Annotated in this window: 10 protein-coding genes; 8 read left to right on the forward strand and 2 right to left on the reverse strand. The window is 69.7% G+C overall.

The annotated features are described in order from the left end of the window. Positions 1-5: 5 nt before the first annotated feature. Positions 6-1,478, reverse strand: coding sequence for an MATE family efflux transporter (locus tag ACT9F5_RS09860; RefSeq protein WP_445119769.1), 1,473 nt, complete (start codon positions 1,476-1,478; stop codon positions 6-8). 146 nt (positions 1,479-1,624) lie between these two features. Between ACT9F5_RS09860 and ACT9F5_RS09865 the strand changes: the two genes are divergently transcribed. Beyond that, a complete protein-coding gene (locus ACT9F5_RS09865) occupies positions 1,625-3,559 on the forward strand; it encodes a M61 family metallopeptidase (RefSeq protein ID WP_445119770.1) in 1,935 nt (644 codons plus the stop codon). A 115-nt stretch (positions 3,560-3,674) separates the two neighbouring features. On the opposite strand, the gene ACT9F5_RS09870 is transcribed toward ACT9F5_RS09865, so the two are convergent. Then, the gene (locus tag ACT9F5_RS09870) at positions 3,675-7,415 is read right to left on the reverse strand and encodes an indolepyruvate ferredoxin oxidoreductase family protein (protein ID WP_445119771.1); all 3,741 of its coding nucleotides are present in this window, start codon (positions 7,413-7,415) and stop codon (positions 3,675-3,677) included. A 169-nt stretch (positions 7,416-7,584) separates the two neighbouring features. Between ACT9F5_RS09870 and ACT9F5_RS09875 the strand changes: the two genes are divergently transcribed. From ACT9F5_RS09875 to ACT9F5_RS09905, 7 genes are all read left to right on the forward strand, one after another. Further along, positions 7,585-8,241 carry a tetratricopeptide repeat protein gene (locus ACT9F5_RS09875; protein ID WP_445119772.1) on the forward strand — a complete coding sequence of 219 codons (657 nt, stop codon included), beginning with the start codon at positions 7,585-7,587 and terminating at the stop codon, positions 8,239-8,241. Positions 8,242-8,351: 110 nt separating this feature from the next. Then, positions 8,352-9,548: an EAL domain-containing protein gene (locus tag ACT9F5_RS09880; RefSeq protein WP_445119773.1), complete on the forward strand. Its 1,197-nt coding sequence runs from the start codon at positions 8,352-8,354 to the stop codon at positions 9,546-9,548. A 4-nt stretch (positions 9,549-9,552) separates the two neighbouring features. Then, positions 9,553-12,108, forward strand: coding sequence for an ATP-binding protein (locus tag ACT9F5_RS09885; protein WP_445119774.1), 2,556 nt, complete (start codon positions 9,553-9,555; stop codon positions 12,106-12,108). 105 nt (positions 12,109-12,213) lie between these two features. Beyond that, entirely contained in the window at positions 12,214-12,846 is a 633-nt protein-coding gene (locus tag ACT9F5_RS09890) for a nucleotide-binding protein (protein ID WP_445119775.1), read from the forward strand. Positions 12,847-12,906: 60 nt separating this feature from the next. Next, positions 12,907-13,383 (forward strand): histidine phosphatase family protein, encoded by a 477-nt coding sequence (locus ACT9F5_RS09895; RefSeq protein WP_445119776.1) that lies wholly within the window; start codon positions 12,907-12,909, stop codon positions 13,381-13,383. Next, positions 13,374-13,994 carry a YceI family protein gene (locus ACT9F5_RS09900; protein ID WP_445119777.1) on the forward strand — a complete coding sequence of 207 codons (621 nt, stop codon included), beginning with the start codon at positions 13,374-13,376 and terminating at the stop codon, positions 13,992-13,994. Before ACT9F5_RS09895 ends, ACT9F5_RS09900 begins: the two co-directional genes overlap by 10 nt. Next, positions 13,991-15,928, forward strand: a complete 1,938-nt coding sequence (locus ACT9F5_RS09905) for a phospholipase D-like domain-containing protein (protein WP_445119778.1) — start codon at positions 13,991-13,993, stop codon at positions 15,926-15,928. The genes ACT9F5_RS09900 and ACT9F5_RS09905 overlap by 4 nt, the downstream gene beginning before the upstream one ends. The last annotated feature ends 217 nt before the right edge of the window (positions 15,929-16,145 follow it).

Below are 16,145 nucleotides of genomic sequence, written 5' to 3' on the forward strand. Positions count from 1 at the left end.
ACCGCTCAGCGCGGCAGCGCGACCTCGCCGTCTTCGCAGCGCGCACCCGCGTCCGCCACCGGCGACGGCACCTGCGCGGGCACCTCGGACGGCACCGCGATCGCGTCGGGATCGACTGGCAGCATCCGCGCCTGGCGCCAACGGCCCCAGCGGTAGTAGGCCAGCGACAGCACCATCGACACGAATGCGCTGACCGGGAAGCTCCACCAGATCGCATCCACGCCCAGCTGTGGCTGCAGCCAGTTGGCGAATGGCACCCGCACGCCCCACAGCGCCAGGCCGAGGATGACCAGCGGCGGCACCACCGCGCCGGTCGAACGCACCACGCCGGCGATCACGAAGGTCACGCCGAAGAACAGGAACGACCACACCGCGATGTGGTTGAGGTGCCGCGCGATCTCCAGCGCCTCGCTGCCGTCCGGCATGAACATCGACAGGGTGAAGCGGTCGAGCAGGATCAGCGGCACGATCAGCGCGCCGGTCAGCAGGAAGTTGAAGCCGACGCCGGCGCGGGTGGTCGACTCGACCCGGTCCCACTTGCCGGCGCCAACGTTCTGCGCCGCCATCGACGAGCACGCCGCGCCGATCGCCATCGCCGGCATCTGCACGTAGGTCCACAACTGCAGCGCGGCGCCGTAGGCGGCGGTGGTGTGGGTGCCATAGGCATTCACCATGGTGATCATCGCGATCATCGCCATCGAGATCATCACCATCTGCAGGCCCATCGGCACGCCCTTGGTGACCAGCGTGCGGACGATGGTCCAGTCGGGGTTGAACAGGTGGCGCTCGCTACGACTGATCCACAGCGGATGCCGCTTGTGGCGCAGCCACGCCAGCATCGCCGCCAGCGCGATCACGTTGGCCACCAGCGTCGCCATCGCGCTGCCGGCCATGCCCATCTCCGGCAGTGGGCCGACCCCGAACATCAGCAGCGGCACCAGCGCGATGTCGAGCACCACCGCCAGCAGCAGGAACACGAACGGCGTGCGGGTGTCGCCGGCGCCGCGCAGGATCGCCGACAGGAACGCGAACGCGTACAGGAACGGCAGCGCCAGGAAGATAACCTTGAGGTAGGCGTCGGCGAGTGGCAGCGCCGCTTCCGGCGTGCTCATCCAGACCAGCACGTGGCGCGACAGCGGCAGGCCCAGCGCCGCGAGTGCGATCGAGATACCGAGGAAGAACGTCGCCGCGCTGCCGATCACCTTGCGCGCGCCGGGCAGGTCGCGCCGGCCCATCGCCTGCCCGACCAGGATGGTCGAGGCCATGCCGAAGCCGAACACCCCGCCCAGCAGCAGGAACATGATGTTGTTGGCATTCGCGATCGCGGTCAGCGCCTCCTCGCCGAGGAAGCGGCCGACCCAGACCGCGTTGACCGAACCATTGAGCGACTGCAGCACGTTGCCGCCGAGGATCGGCAGCGCGAACACGAACAGGGTGCGGCCGATCGGGCCCTCGGTGAGGGTGCGTTGTTGGGTCATCGCGGCTCCTTGCAGGCCGCCAGCCTAGCGGAGCGCGGTGGACGGCACGCGAACGGACCCGTGTCCCACCACCCCATGCCGTTTGGCAGGGGCCATGCCGGCATGGGTCCGTAGGATGGGGTGGTTGCCACCACAGGGGTCTGTCGATGTCGAAGTTCCGCCCGTCCGCCGCGTTGCCGTTGCTGGCACTGTTGCCGTTGTCGATCGCGCTCGCGCAGTCGCCCGCCACCACGCCGACGCCGACGGCCGCGGTCTCGCCGCAGGGCGCGCTGGTCGATACGGCCTATCCAGGCACGATGGTGCTCACCGTCGATGCGACCGACCTCGCGCGGCGGGTGCTGCACGTTCGCCAGCAGATCCCGGTCGCTTCCGGTCCGGTCACGCTGCTGTTCCCGAAGTGGATCCCCGGCAAGCACCGCCCGGACGGCCCGATCAACAAGCTGGCCGGGCTCAAGGTCAGCGCCAACGGCCAGCCGCTGACGTGGAAGCGCGATCCGCTCGATGTCTACGCATTCAAGCTCGACGTGCCGGCCGGCGTGAGCTCGCTCGACGTGCAGTTCGACATGCTCACCCCGACCGGCGGCAGCGAAGGCCGGGTGGTGATGACCCACGACATGCTCAACGTGCAGTGGGGCACTGTCGCGCTGTACCCGTCCGGTTACCACGCCGGCAACATCGCGGTCACGCCGAGCCTGGTGTTGCCGGTGGGCTGGCAGGCCGGTACCGCGCTGGAGCTGCAACAGCGCCAGGGCGACACGCTGCGCTACGACACGGTCAGCTTCGAGGTGCTGCAGGACTCGCCGGTGTATGCGGGTCGCCACTTCAAGCGGGTCGACCTCGACCCGGGCGCGGACACGCCGGTGATGCTCGACATCGTGGCCGACGCGCCGAAGTACCTGGAGTACGACGAGAAGCAGATCGAGGCGCATCGCGCGCTGGTCGACCAGGCCTACAAGCTGTTCGACTCCAGGCACTACGACCACTACGACTTCCTGCTGTCGCTGTCGGACCGCATGGGCGGGCAGGGACTGGAGCACCACCGTTCCAGCGAGAACGGGGTCAAGCCCGGTTACTTCAGCGACTGGGACAGCGCGGTCGCCGCGCGCGACCTGCTGCCGCATGAATTCGTGCATTCGTGGAACGGCAAGTTCCGCCGCCCGGCCGGGCTGGCGACGCCGAACTTCCACGTACCGATGGACGGCAGCCTGCTGTGGGTCTACGAGGGCCAGACCCAGTACTGGGGCATGGTGCTGGCCGCGCGTTCGGGGCTGTGGGACAAGGACGACGCACTCGGCGCGTTGGCACTGGTCGCCTCGACCTACGCCAGCGACCGCCCGGGGCTGGACTGGCGCAACGTGCAGGACACCACCTACGACCCGGTGATCTCCGCGCGCCGGCCGCAGCCGTACCGCAGCTACCAGATGAGCGAGGACTACTACAACGCCGGCGCGCTGGTCTGGCTGGCGGTCGATGCCAGGCTGCGCGAACTGTCGGGCGGCGATCATTCGCTGAATGATTTCGCAAGCACCTTCTTCGGTGTCGACGATGGCAGCTGGGAGGTCAAGCCGTATGTGTTCGAGGACGTGGTCGCGGCGCTCGACGCGATCGAGCCCGGCGACTGGGCGACGTTCCTTCGCAGCCGCCTCGACGCCAACGCGCCGCCGCTGGACGGTCTGGCCGCGAGTGGCTGGAAGCTGGTCTACACCGACACGCCCAGCGACTACCACAAGGGCGTGCTGTCATCGCGCAAGGCCGCCGACTACACCGCCTCGCTCGGCATGGTGGTGTCGAAGAAGGATGGCAAGGCCGGTTCGGTGCGCTGGGACGGTCCCGCGTTCAATGCCGGCATCGCCCCGGGTAGCACCATGCTGGCGGTCAACGGCTACGCGTTCGACACCGGGCTGCTGGACGAGGCGGTCAAGGCCGCCAAGGCGGACGGCACGCCGATCGAGCTGGTGGTCAAGCACGGCGAAGTAGTGAAGACGGTGAAGCTGGATTACCGCGAGGGCCTGAAGTATCCGCACCTGGAGCGGATCGAAGGCACGAAAGACCGCCTGAGCAAGATCCTGCAGCCGCTGTAGACGGTCGCGGATGACCCTGTAGGAGCGGCTTTAGCCGCGATCGGAAAATCGGTCGCCCGTCCGGTTCCCGATCGCGGCTAAAGCCGCTCCTACAGTGGCCAGGACCCGCGCGCGCTTACGCTACCTGCACTAGCCGCAGCGGGTTGTCCCACTCCTTGAGCAACTCCGCCTCGCGGGCCTTGGCCTTGGCCAGGTGCTCGTCCTTGACGTGGCCGTAGCCGCGGATGTGCTCGGGGATGCTGGCGATCTCGGCGGCGAGGCCGACATTGCCGCGATCGAGCTTCGACAACAGCGCCTCGATAGTGGCGAAATATTCGCCAATCAGGCGACGCTCCGTCTTGCGCTCTTCGGTGTAGCCGAACACGTCGAATGCGCTGCCGCGCAACTTGCGCAATTTCGCCAGCGCCTTGAACGCGGTGAACACCCACGGCCCGAACTCGCGCTTGACGCCACGACCCTGCGCGTCCTTCTTCGCCAGCAGCGGCGGTGCAAGGTGGAACTTGAGCTTGAAGTCGCCATCGAACTGCTGTTGCACGCGGCGCATGAAGTCGCCGCTGGTGTAGAGGCGGGCGACCTCGTACTCGTCCTTGTAGGCCATCAGCTTGAACGCGTAGCGCGCGACCGCCTCGGTCAGGTCGCTGCTGGCGGCGACACGGGCGTGCTCGGCCTCGCGCACCTTGGCGACGAAGTCCGAATAGCGGCGTGCGTAGGCGGCGTCCTGGTAGTCGGTCAGGAACGCGACGCGGCGGGCGATAACTTCGTCGAGCGAACGCGACAGGCGGGCGTCGTCGAGCGGCAGGAAGGCGACGCTGTCGCCTGCCGCGCCGTGCTCGGGGACGTGGCGCAGTTCGTCCTGCGCGGTGGTCGCGCGCGGCGCCGACGGGCTGCCGAACTCGTGGCCTTCCCACTCGCCCGCGCCGAGCATCGGTAGCGCGTGCGGGGTCGCCTCGGCGGCGGTCGGCCGGTTGCGCACCAGCCCGGCGGCCTCGGCGACGGCCTGCGGATCGATCACCGCCAGCCGGCCCCAGGCGAACGCCGCCTTGTTCTTCTCGATCGCCGCACCGTTGAGCTCGACCGCACGCATGATCGAGTCCAGCGACAGCGGCACCAGCCCCTGCTGCCAGGCGTGGCCGAGGATGAACAGGTTCGACATGATCGCGTCGCCGAGCAGCGCGGTCGCCAGCTGGGTCGCATCAACGACCACCGGTTCCTCGCCACCGAGCGCCTTGCGCACCGCGTCGATGATGTCGCTGGCCGGGAACTGCATGTCCGGACGGGTGGTGAACGTGCCCGGCATCGCCTCGTAGCTGTTGAGCACCACGGTCGAGCGGCCGCCGCGGACCTTCGACAGCGCCCAGTAGTCGTTGACCACGACCATGTCGCAGCCGAGCACGAGATCCGCTTCACCGGCGGCGATGCGCACCGCGTGGATGTCGGCCGGGGTCTGCGCGATGCGGATATGGGTCGTGACCGCGCCGCCCTTCTGCGCCAGCCCGGTCTGGTCGAGCACGGTCGCGCCCTTGCCCTCGAGGTGCCCGGCCATGCCGAGCAGCGCGCCGATGGTGACCACGCCGGTGCCGCCGACGCCGGTGATCAGGATGTTCCACGGCCTGTCGAGCGCCGGCAGCGTCGGCAGCGGCAGGTCGGCGAGCCGGTCCTTGGCGCTGCTGCCGCTCTTGGCCGGCATGCCCTTTTTGAGCGCGCCGCCCTCAACGGTGACGAAGCTCGGGCAGAAGCCTTCGACGCAGCTGTAGTCCTTGTTGCAGTTGGACTGGTCGATCTCGCGCTTGCGGCCGAATTCGGTCTCCTTCGGCAGCACCGAGACGCAGAACGACTTCTTGCCGCAGTCGCCGCAGCCTTCGCAGACCAGCGAGTTGACCATGACGCGCTTCTGCGGATCGACCATCTTGCCGCGCTTGCGGCGGCGGCGCTTTTCGGTCGCGCAGGTCTGGTCGTAGATCAGCACCGAGGTGCCCTTGACCTCGCGCAGGCGCTTCTGCACGTCGTCGAGGTGCTTGCGGTCCTCGAACTCGACACCATCCGGGAAGATCGAACGATCGCTCCACTTCCCGATCTCGTCCGACACCACCACGATCGCCTGCACGCCTTCGCTGCGGACCTGCTGCGCGATCTGCGGCACGCTGAGCTGGCCGTCGACCGGCTGCCCGCCGGTCATCGCCACCGCGTCGTTGTAGAGGATCTTGTAGGTGATGTTGACCCCGGCCGCGACCGCCTGCCGGATCGCCAGCGAGCCGGAGTGGAAGTAGGTGCCGTCGCCGAGGTTCTGGAACACGTGCTGGGTGTCGGTGAACGCCGCCTGCCCGGCCCAGGTGACGCCTTCGCCGCCCATGTGGGTGTAGGTGTCGGTGCTGCGGTCCATCCAGGTGACCATGTAGTGGCAGCCGATGCCGCCCAGCGCGCGCGAGCCCTCCGGCACCACGGTCGAGGTGTTGTGCGGGCAGCCCGAGCAGTAGTGCGGCACGCGCGGGAACTGCGCGCGCGGCAGTGCCAGCTCGGCTTCCTTGGCCGCCATCCACTGCAGCACCTGCTCCATGCGCTCGGTGGCGCCGGCGTCGAGCGCGATGTTCTTCTGGATGCGGCGACCGATCACGCCGGCGATCGTCGCCGGGGTCAGCTCGCCGGTGCTCGGCAGGATCCACGCGCCGGACTCGTCGTACTTGCCGATGATGCTCGGACGCGCGCCGCCGAAGTCGGCCTCGCGCCAGTTGTACATCGACTCCTTCATCTGGTTCTCGATGAAGGCGTGCTTCTCCTCGACCACCAGGATGTCGGACAGGCCGCGCACGAAGTTGCGCAGGCCGACCGGTTCCAGCGGCCAGGTCATGCCGACCTTGTAGACCCGGATGCCGAGGTCGGAGCAGGCGCGCTCGTCGAGGCCGAGGTACTCCAGCGCGGTCAGCACGTCGAGGTAGGACTTGCCGGTGGTGATGATGCCCAGCTTCGGCGCCGGCGAGTCGATCACGATGCGGTCGATCCGGTTGGCCCGCGCGAACGCCTGCGCGGCCTTGACCGCGTAGCGATGCAGGCGCATCTCCTGGTCCATCGGCGGGTCGGGCCAGCGGATGTTGAGGCCGCCGACCGGCATCTCGAACTCGTCGTCACCGGGCACCACGATCTGCAGCGCCAGCGGATTGACGTCGACCGAGGCCGAGGACTCGACCGTCTCGGCGATCGTCTTGAAGCCGATCCAGCGGCCGGTGTAGCGCGACATCGCCCAGCCGATCGCGCCCATGTCGAGGATGTCCTGCACCCCGGCCGGATTGAGGATCGGGATCATCGCGCTGGTGAACTCGCCTTCCGAGCCGTGCGGAAGCGTCGAGCTGCGGCAGGCGTGGTCGTCAGCCGCCAGCGCGAGCACGCCGCCATGCGGCGAAGTGCCGGCGGCGTTGGCGTGCTTGAACACGTCGCCACTGCGGTCCACGCCCGGGCCCTTGCCGTACCACATGCCGAACACGCCCTGGTGCTTCGCGCCCGGGAACAGCTGGGTCTGCTGGGTGCCCCAGACCATGGTCGCGCCGAGGTCCTCGTTCAAGCCAGGGGCGAACTTCACCCCGGCCGCTTCCAGGTGCTTCTTCGCCCGCCACAGCTCCAGGTCGAAGCCGCCCAGCGGCGAGCCGCGGTAGCCGGAAATGAAGCCGGCGGTGTCGAGCCCGGCGGCCTGGTCGCGCAACCGCTGCATCAGCGGCAGCCGCACCAGCGCCTGCACGCCCGACAGGTAGATCCGGCCGGATTCGCGGCTGTACTTGTGGTCGAGGCTGTAGTCGGGATCGACCACGGACGAGGTCAGGGAGGTGTTCGCCGAGGACGGCGAGCTGAGTTCGGCGGTACTGGTCATGCGTGGCTCCGACGCGGCAGGTGGCCGCGGGGTGGCTGCGGGGAGTGGAAGCGGAACAGCTTCGCGACCGAATGTGCAAACTCGTGGGGCAAAGCCCCGGAAGTGTAGCAGTGCCGCCTGTGGCCACCGGTGTTCGGGGTACCATGCGCGGTTCATACAGGGGGACTCCATGCAGCTTCGCAAACTCGTTTTCGCCGCGCTGGCCGGGGTGGTCCTGGCCGCTGCCGGCCGCTCCGCCGCCGCGCAGGACACCACGATGGCGCCGCTGCCGGCGTCCGAGTTCTACTTCGACGAGGAGCCGCGGACCACGCGCCCGGTGGTGGCGATCGACGGCAGTGGCGACCCGCTTGCGCAGAAGCTCCTCAGGGAGATCCAGCGCAACCCGCGGGCCAGGGCCGAGACCGCCCAGCTCGCGCACATGGCGATGGCCGGGGGTCGCCCGCAGGTCGGCCGTGAGCTTTACGGCCGCGCGATCGCCCAGTTGGACATCAACAACGCGCTGTACCGGCCGGTGCTGTGGAACTACGGCTGGGACCTGTACCGCCTTGGCGAGTACGAGGCCGCGCTGGCGCAATGGAACCTGTTGCTCGAATCGCGCAGGGTCGACGCCGAATGGATGCCGCCGACCTTCGCGCTGGCGTTGTGGAAGCTCGACCGCAAGGCGGAGGCGGTGCAATGGTATGCCGCCGCGGTGCGCACCCGCCCGGACCGCTGGCGTGTACGCGACCAGTTTTCGGGGCTGCTGCCCGACTGGCGCGACGAGGATCGCGCGATCCTGGCCGAGGTGCAGCAGGCCTGGCAGGCCGACCCGCCGGGCTGGGGCTGAGCCCGGCCGCGTGAATTACCCGCAAACCCGGCTCCGGCCGGGTTTCGCATATGCGCTCGCGCGACCCCGCAAAGTGGCGCTAAAGTGATCGCCGTCGCAGGGGGAATGGAATGTCCGTATCGACGTTGAGCGTGATGGTGGTCGAGGACCATGGCTTCCAGCGCCGGATGGCGCTGCGCCTGCTGGATGAGCTTGGCGTCGAGGACGTCGACGAGGCGGCCGACGGCAAGTCGGCGCTGCAGCAGCTCGCGGCCCGCGCACAGCCTCCCGATATCGTCATGGTCGACCTCGACATGCCCGGCATGGACGGCATCGAGTTCATCGGCCACGTCGCCCAGCGCCGGCTCGCGCGCTCGGTGCTGGTGGTCAGCGCGTTGGACCCGGCGCTGCTCAACACCGTCCAGACCATGACCCGCGCCTACGGCTTGCACGTGCTCGGCAGCGTCGAGAAGCCGCTGACCGCCGACAAGCTCGCCGCCGCGCTGGCCGGCTACGACCTGCTGCTGCACTCGGAAGACGTCGACGACAGCATCGAGATCAGCGCCACCGAGATCCGCACCGCGCTCGGTCGCGGCGAGATCCGCCCGTGGTTCCAGCCCCAGGTCGAGTTCGGCAACGGCAAGCCGGTGGCAGTCGAGGCGCTGGCGCGCTGGGTCCGTGCCGACGGCCGGGTGGTGCGGCCGCAGAACTTCATCGGATTGCTGGAACGCGAGGGCCTGGCCGATCCGTTGACCGACCTGATGCTGGAACAGGGCTGCCGCTGGAAGCGGGAGTGGGACCGGGCCGGCCTGTGCCTCAACCTGTCGGTCAACGTCTCGCCCACCACGCTGGCCGACCCGACCGCGGCCGACCGCTACCAGCGCATCGTCAAGGAACAGGGCGTCGACCCGGCCGAGGTGGTGCTGGAGCTGACCGAAAGCTCGGTGATGGCCGACGCCGCGCGGGCGCTCGGCGTGCTTGCGCGACTGCGGTTGAAGGGCTTTGGGCTGTCGATCGACGATTTCGGCACCGGCTATTCCTCGCTCGCGCAGCTCTCGCAGATCCCGTTCACCGAACTCAAGATCGACCAGGGCTTCGTCGTCGGCGCGCACAGCCAGCCGCGCAAGCGCGCGGTGGTCGAAGCCAGCCTCGACCTCGCCCGCAAGCTCGGGCTGGAAGTCGTGGCCGAGGGCGTGGCCAGTATCGAGGACTGGCAGATGCTGGCCGAGCTTGGCTGCGGGATGGCGCAGGGCCACCTGATCGCACCTCCGGTGCCGCCGGAGGAGTTGCCCGAAGTGGTCAGCCGCTGGCGCCGGCCGGGGCACTGAGCCGGTGGCCGCCGCTCCGACAGCCAGGTCGTGGCGTGCGGGGCTGGGCGAACGGCTGTCGAGCCTGAGCATCCGCCACCAGTTGTGGGCGTTGTTCGGGTTGTTCCTGCTGGCCGGGATGACCGTACTGGTGATCGACGAGATCGCCCAGCACCAGGCGCGGCAATCACTGCTGGCGCTGAAGGACGACTCGCTGCAGCGCATGCGCCGGCTCAAGGCGGTGTCCGACGGCTACGGGCTGGTGGTGGTCGACACCACGTTCCGCGTCCGCAACGGCCTGCTGCCGTGGGACGAGGGCGTCAGCACGATCGATGCCGCGCGCGAGCGGGTCGAGCGCAACTGGACGGCGTTGTCGGCGATGGCGCGGGCCCCGGCGCAGCAGCGCCTGTACGACGAGGTCCGGCACGCCCGGGTCGACGCCGATGCCGCCACCGCACGGCTGCGCGGGATCCTGCTGCGCCGCGACTCCGACGCGCTGGCGCGCTTCGCCGATACCGGGCTGTATCCCGCGATCGACCCGGTCACGGTGCGGATCCAGACGCTCTCGGACCTGGCGATGGTCGAGGCCGAAGCGCTGGTGCGCGACGACCTCGCGCGCAACCGCACCACCAGCCTGTTGCGCGTCGGCCTGTCGTTGCTGGCGTTGCTGGCGGTCGCGATGATCGGCCGGGTGGTGCTGCGCAACGCCTATCGCGGCATCGAGAGCCTGACCTTCCTGGCCCGCCGGATGCGTGCGCACGATTACACCGCGCAGCCGCGCCACCAGCCGCGCGGCGAACTGGCGACGGTGATGGACGCCTTCACCGAGATGCGCACCGACGTGCTCGATTTCGAGACCGAACTGATCGACCAGCTCGCCCGCAACGAGGCGACCCTCGTGGCCAACGCGCGGCTGCAGGATGAATTGCGCGAGAGCGAGGCCCGCGCGCAGGCCGCCAACCACGCCAAGTCGAATTTCCTGGCCTCGATGAGCCACGAGATCCGCACCCCGATGATCGGCGTCACCGGCATGATCGAGGTACTCGCCCACACCCGGCTGGACCCCGACCAGCGCCACGCGCTGAACATCATCCAGCACTCTTCGCAGTCGCTGCTGCAGATCATCGGCGACATCCTCGACTTCTCCAAGATCGAGGCCGGCCGGCTCGAACTGGCGCCCGAACCGGTGCGGCTGGCGGCACTGGTGCGCAGCACCGTCGCCAACTATTCCGGCGCGGCGTCCAGCAAGGGCCTGGCGCTCGAATGCAGCATCGACCCGCGCGTCGCCGAAGCGCACTTCGCCGACCCGTTGCGGCTGCGCCAGATACTCGGCAACTTCCTGTCGAACGCGATCAAGTTCACCGCCCACGGACACGTGCGTGTTGCGCTGGAATCACAGGGTCAGCCCGATGCCGCTGGGGTCGGTGAGCCGGTGCGTGACCGCGTGACCTTCAGTGTCGCGGACACCGGCATCGGCGTCAGCGCCGAGGCGCAGGCCCAGTTGTTCCAGCCCTTCAGCCAGGCCGAGGGCGACACCACCCGGCGCTTCGGCGGCACCGGCCTCGGGCTGGTGATCTGCCGCCGGCTGGCCGAGCTGATGGATGGCGAAGTGCGGATGGACAGCACCCCGGGGCAGGGCACCACGATGCGGCTGGAACTGGTGCTGCCGCAGGCGCCCGCCGAGGACGTGGCCGTCGACGCCCACGCCGAGGCCGCGCCGGTCGCGTTCGCACCGCGCCGCCTGCCCGGCGTCGCCCAGGCCGAGCGCGAGGGCAGCCTGGTGCTGCTGGTCGACGACCATCCGACCAACCGGCTGGTGATCGCCCGCCAGCTGGCCCTGGCCGGCTACGCCAGCGAGTCCGCCGAGGACGGCAACGAAGGGCTGCAGCGCTGGCGCACCGGTCGCTACGGCCTGGTCTTGTCGGACGTGCACATGCCCGGGCTGGATGGCTACCAGCTGGCCCGGGCGATCCGCGAGGAGGAAGCCCGCGGCGACCTCGCCCGCACCCCGATCGTCGCGCTGACCGCGTCGGCACTGAAAGGCGAAGCCGAGCGCTGCCTCGGTGCCGGCATGGACGATTACCTCGCCAAGCCGGTTTCGGTTCCGGTGCTGCAGGCCTGCCTGCAACGCTGGCTGCCGCAGACGCGCGACGAGGCGACCGACCCCGCTTCCGCGTTGGCACCTGCCGGGGCCGGTGGAGCCGAACTGGCGCCGATGCCTGGCCTGCCGCAACTGGCCGACGACCCGCCGCCGCTGGACGGCGTGACCCTCGATGGCCTGACCGGCGGCGACCCGGCGGAGGCACGACTGTTGCTGGCCGACTTCCTCGACAGCACCACCGGCGACCTCGCCGGCCTCGACCGTGCCGTCGCTGCCGGCGATGCCCCGGCGCTGGCGCGGCAGGCGCACAAGATCAAGGGGGCTGCACGACTGGTCGGCGCAGCCGGACTGGCCGAAGCCGCCGAGGCGCTGGAGGCCGTCGCCCGCGACGATCCCGGTGCCCACCTTGCCCCACTGGCCGCCGACCTCCACACCGCAGCCGGCCGCCTGCGCCTGTACGTCGCCGAGCGCTATCCATAGGTCGAACCGTTCCGGCCAGTTGATCGCCCCATCACCGCGCCGCGGTGTACGCTGCGGCTTCAGCTGCATCAACAAGCCTGATCACTATCCGGACAGGGGGTGTCGATGAAGACCGTGCTGGTAGCCAGTTCCAAGGGCGGCGTGGGCAAGACCACGATCGCCACCCACCTCGCCGCGCAGGCGGCCCTAGACGGCCTCAACACCGTGCTGGTCGATGCCGACCCGCAGGGCTCGTCGACGCGCTGGGCGCAGCGGCGTGCGGGGCTGGAGAGTGCGGTGCTGCCGCTCGACGGCACCGCGCCGCGCTGGCGCAGCCAGTTGCCGGGAGATACCGGCTACGTCGTGATCGACGCCGCCGCCGGCGCGATGGCGCGCGACCTCGAGCCGTTCCTCGCCGCCGCCAACGCGGTGGTGGTGCCGGTGCTGCCGTCGACGTTCGACATCGAGGCCAGCGTCGCCTTCCTCGACACCCTCGCCAGGCACCCGCGGGTGCGTCGCGGTGACCTGCAGGTGGGGCTGGTCGCCAACAAACTGAAGCCGTGGACCAACGCCTCGCAGCAGGCGGTGGAGCTGTTCACGCAATGGCCGTACCCGGTGGTTGCGCAATTGCGCGACAGCCAGGCCTACGTGTTCCTGTGCGGCATCGGCAAGAGCCTGTTCGACTACCATTCGGCGCAGGTGCGCGAGCACCAGGCGGACTGGCAGCCGCTGCTGCGCTGGTTGAAGAAAGCAGGCTGAAGAAGACTTGATGCGACAACCACCCGGAACCCGACGCCAGCCCACTCCACCGAGGTCCCCATGCGCGAACTGATCCTGCTCCGCCACGCCCACGCCGAATCCGCCACCGCCGGTCAGGCCGATCTCGACCGCCCGCTCTCGGCGGAGGGCCAGGCCGAGGCCGAGGCCGCCGGCAAATGGCTGGTGGAACAGAAGCTGGTGCCCGACTGCGTGCTGTGCTCGCCGTCGCGACGCACCCGCGAGACCCTGGAAGCGGTGATGGGCGCGATCGGCTACGTCGAGCAGAAGGTCGACGACAGCATCTACGAAGCCGACCCCGGCGCGCTGATCGCGCTGGCAGACCGCCATGCCGACGTCGACCGCCTGATGCTGGTCGGCCACAACCCCGGGATGGAGCAACTGGCGGCGCTGCTGCACAGCGGCCAGTCGGGCGACTACCGCGGCATGCCGCCGTGCGGGGTCGCGGTGCTGAGCATGCCCCGTGATGTCCCGCTGGAACCGGGCGTGGCCCGGCTCAGCGCGTTCTGGTGGCCGTGACGTTCAAGCAGCACTGGCTTGCCTGGGGGGTCGTGGGAGCGCTGGCATGGCCGGCGTTCGCCGCGGCGCCCGCGTCGATGCCGTTCGCGGCGCCGGATTTCCGTCCCGGCGATTCGATCGGCTTCGATCCCGTCCACACCCGCTTCGGCTTCGAGCTGCGCACCCGCTGGGGCCAGCGCGTCGACGGCCGGTTCCCGAACCATGACGGCGCGCTGGAGATCCTGCCCGACGGCCGCCACCAGGTCCGGATCCGGCTGATGACGGCCGCGGTCGAGGTCGAAGGCTCGGAGCGCTACGCGGAACTCGCCCGTGGCGAGCGCTTCTTCGACGCCGCCAACTACCCGGTGATCGAGTTCGTCTCCGAACCGCACCCGGCCGAGCTGGCCCACGACGGCGGCAAGCTGCGCGGGCGGTTGAGCATGCACGGAGTCAGCCGGATCGAGACCTTCGTGGTCGCCCCGGCCACCTGCGCGCGCCCCGGCCGCGATTGCGACGTGGTCGCCAGTGGCAGCGTCGACCGCGACGACTACGGCCTCGACCACTGGCGCCTGGCGCTGACCGACAAGGTCAGCTTCGACATGCGCGTGCGGCTGCAGGACGCACCGCGATGAAGCACGCCGGTCCACTCCCTCCGCTGCTGCGGCTGGCGGTCGCGTGGCTGGCGCTGACGCTGTCGGCCTGCGCGACGCTGTCGCCGCAGGAAGCCAGCCGCGCGGTCGCACTCGCCGAGGCATCGCGCTCGACCGAACTGAGCTGCGACGCCGCCGACACCTGCGCGCAGCCTTCGCCGCTGCACCACCTGGCCGGCCAGGCCTTCGCCGAATCGACCCCGGAGCAGCCGCGGCACTACGCGCTGATCCTCGACCACGGCACCAACGCGCTGCTGGCGCGGGTCAACCTGATCCGCAGCGCGACCACCTCGATCGACCTGCAGACCTACATCTTCGACGAGGACGACGCCGGCCGACTGATCCTCGACGAACTGCTCGTCGCCGCGCGCCGCGGGGTGCAGGTGCGGCTGCTGATGGACCAGCTGGCGGCGCTGAAGCACATCGATACCCTGGCGGCGCTGGCCGGCAGCCACGTCAACTTCCGGGTCCGGCTCTACAACCCGGTGCTGAACCGCGCGCGGATCAGTTATCCGCAGTACCTGCTGGCGGCCGCCTGCTGCTGGCGCCAGCTCAACCAGCGCATGCACACCAAACTGCTGCTGGTCGACGGCGCGGTCGGCATCATCGGCGGGCGCAACTACCAGGACGACTATTACGACTGGGACGACGAGTACAACTTCCGCGACCGCGACGTGCTCGCCGCCGGCCCGGTCGCGCGCGAGATGCGCGCCGACTTCGACATGTTCTGGTCCGACCGGCTCAGCGTGCCGCCGGCGCGGCTGGTGGATGTCGGCCAGTCGATCCTCGACAACGGCGTGCCGGTGTTGCCGCCGCACGTGTTCGAACGCCCCGAACGTGCCGCCGAGATGCGCGCGCGCGCGGCCGACAGCGCACTGGTACAGGAACTGCTGGCCGACAGGGCGCTGGCCGTCGGCGAGGTCCGCTTCATATCCGACAGCCCGGCCAAGCACCGCCGCGAGGACCCGGCACGGGTCGCGCACGCTTCGGGTTCGCTGCGCGCGCTGATCGAGTCGGCGCGCGAGGAGGTGCTGCTGCAGACGCCGTACCTGGTGCTGTCGGACGCCGCGCAGGAGATGTTCGAGCAGTTGCAGGAGCGTCCCGACCCGCCACGGATCGTGGTCTCGACGAATAGTCTCGCCGCGACCGACGCGTTCATCGCCTACGCGCTGTCGTACAAGTACAAGCGCCGCTACCTGCGCGACTTCGGTTTCAACATCTACGAGTACAAGCCGTTCCCGGAGGACGCGCCGATCGACCTGGCCGCGACCGGCGCGACCGTGCCCGAGTACCAGCCGAACCCCGAGCCCATCGCGACCCGGCCGCCCGATCGCGACAGCGTGTTGCGCACCGCGCGCTACCGCCAGCCGCTGCGGCCGGAGTACGGCGCCACCCGCTACCTGCGCCGCCAGGCCAACGAACCGGTGCCGCTCAAGCGCGCCGGCGTGCGCATCGGCATGCACGCCAAGTCGCTGGTGATCGACGGCCGGATCGGCGTGGTCGGCACCCACAACTTCGACCCGCGCGGCGACCACTACAACACCGAGAGCGCGCTGGTGATCGAGGACGAAGCCTTTGCGCAGGCGCTCGAGGCCAGCATCCGCCGCGACATCAGCCCGGCCAACTCCTGGGTGATCGCGCCGCGCGACAAGGCGCCGGTGCTGTGGGGGCTGGAGTACTCGCTGGCCAAGGCCTCCGAGTACCTGCCGATCTTCGACCTGTGGCCGGTGCGCTACGCCACCAGCTACGAGTACGTACCCGGGCCCGGGTGCCCCGAGCCGCTGCCGCCGGACGACCCGGGCTTCCGCGACTGCTACCGCCCGGTCGGCGACTTCCCGGGCGTCAACATGGCGGCCAAGGGCCTGCCGACCCGGCTGTTCACCGCCTTCGGCGCCGGCCTCGCCCCGATCCTGTAGCCGGCCCCGGCGCCCAGTCCGCGACTGGCGCCGCCCCTGCCGTCAGTCACCGCAACCCTGCGGCCGCATTGGCCATCCCAGCTCCCGTGACCCGGGAAGACCACCCGTTCGACCCCTGTCTTCGGTGGGGTGACTTCCGGCACATGGTACTACAACGGTGGTGTTGTACTTTACCAACACACCGAGTCACCAACTCCCCCGACCGCAAGGAAAAACG

It is taken from the genome of Lysobacter sp. F6437 (assembly GCF_052547215.1).

Coding starts and splice junctions, on each gene's coding strand:
- ACT9F5_RS09870 (WP_445119771.1), bottom strand. CDS start 7,415: ATGACCAGTACCGCCGAACTCAGCTCGCCGTCCTCGGCGAACACCTCC.
- ACT9F5_RS09860 (WP_445119769.1), bottom strand. CDS start 1,478: ATGACCCAACAACGCACCCTCACCGAGGGCCCGATCGGCCGCACCCTG.
- ACT9F5_RS09905 (WP_445119778.1), top strand. CDS start 13,991: ATGAAGCACGCCGGTCCACTCCCTCCGCTGCTGCGGCTGGCGGTCGCG.
- ACT9F5_RS09865 (WP_445119770.1), top strand. CDS start 1,625: ATGTCGAAGTTCCGCCCGTCCGCCGCGTTGCCGTTGCTGGCACTGTTG.
- ACT9F5_RS09875 (WP_445119772.1), top strand. CDS start 7,585: ATGCAGCTTCGCAAACTCGTTTTCGCCGCGCTGGCCGGGGTGGTCCTG.
- ACT9F5_RS09895 (WP_445119776.1), top strand. CDS start 12,907: ATGCGCGAACTGATCCTGCTCCGCCACGCCCACGCCGAATCCGCCACC.
- ACT9F5_RS09890 (WP_445119775.1), top strand. CDS start 12,214: ATGAAGACCGTGCTGGTAGCCAGTTCCAAGGGCGGCGTGGGCAAGACC.
- ACT9F5_RS09880 (WP_445119773.1), top strand. CDS start 8,352: ATGTCCGTATCGACGTTGAGCGTGATGGTGGTCGAGGACCATGGCTTC.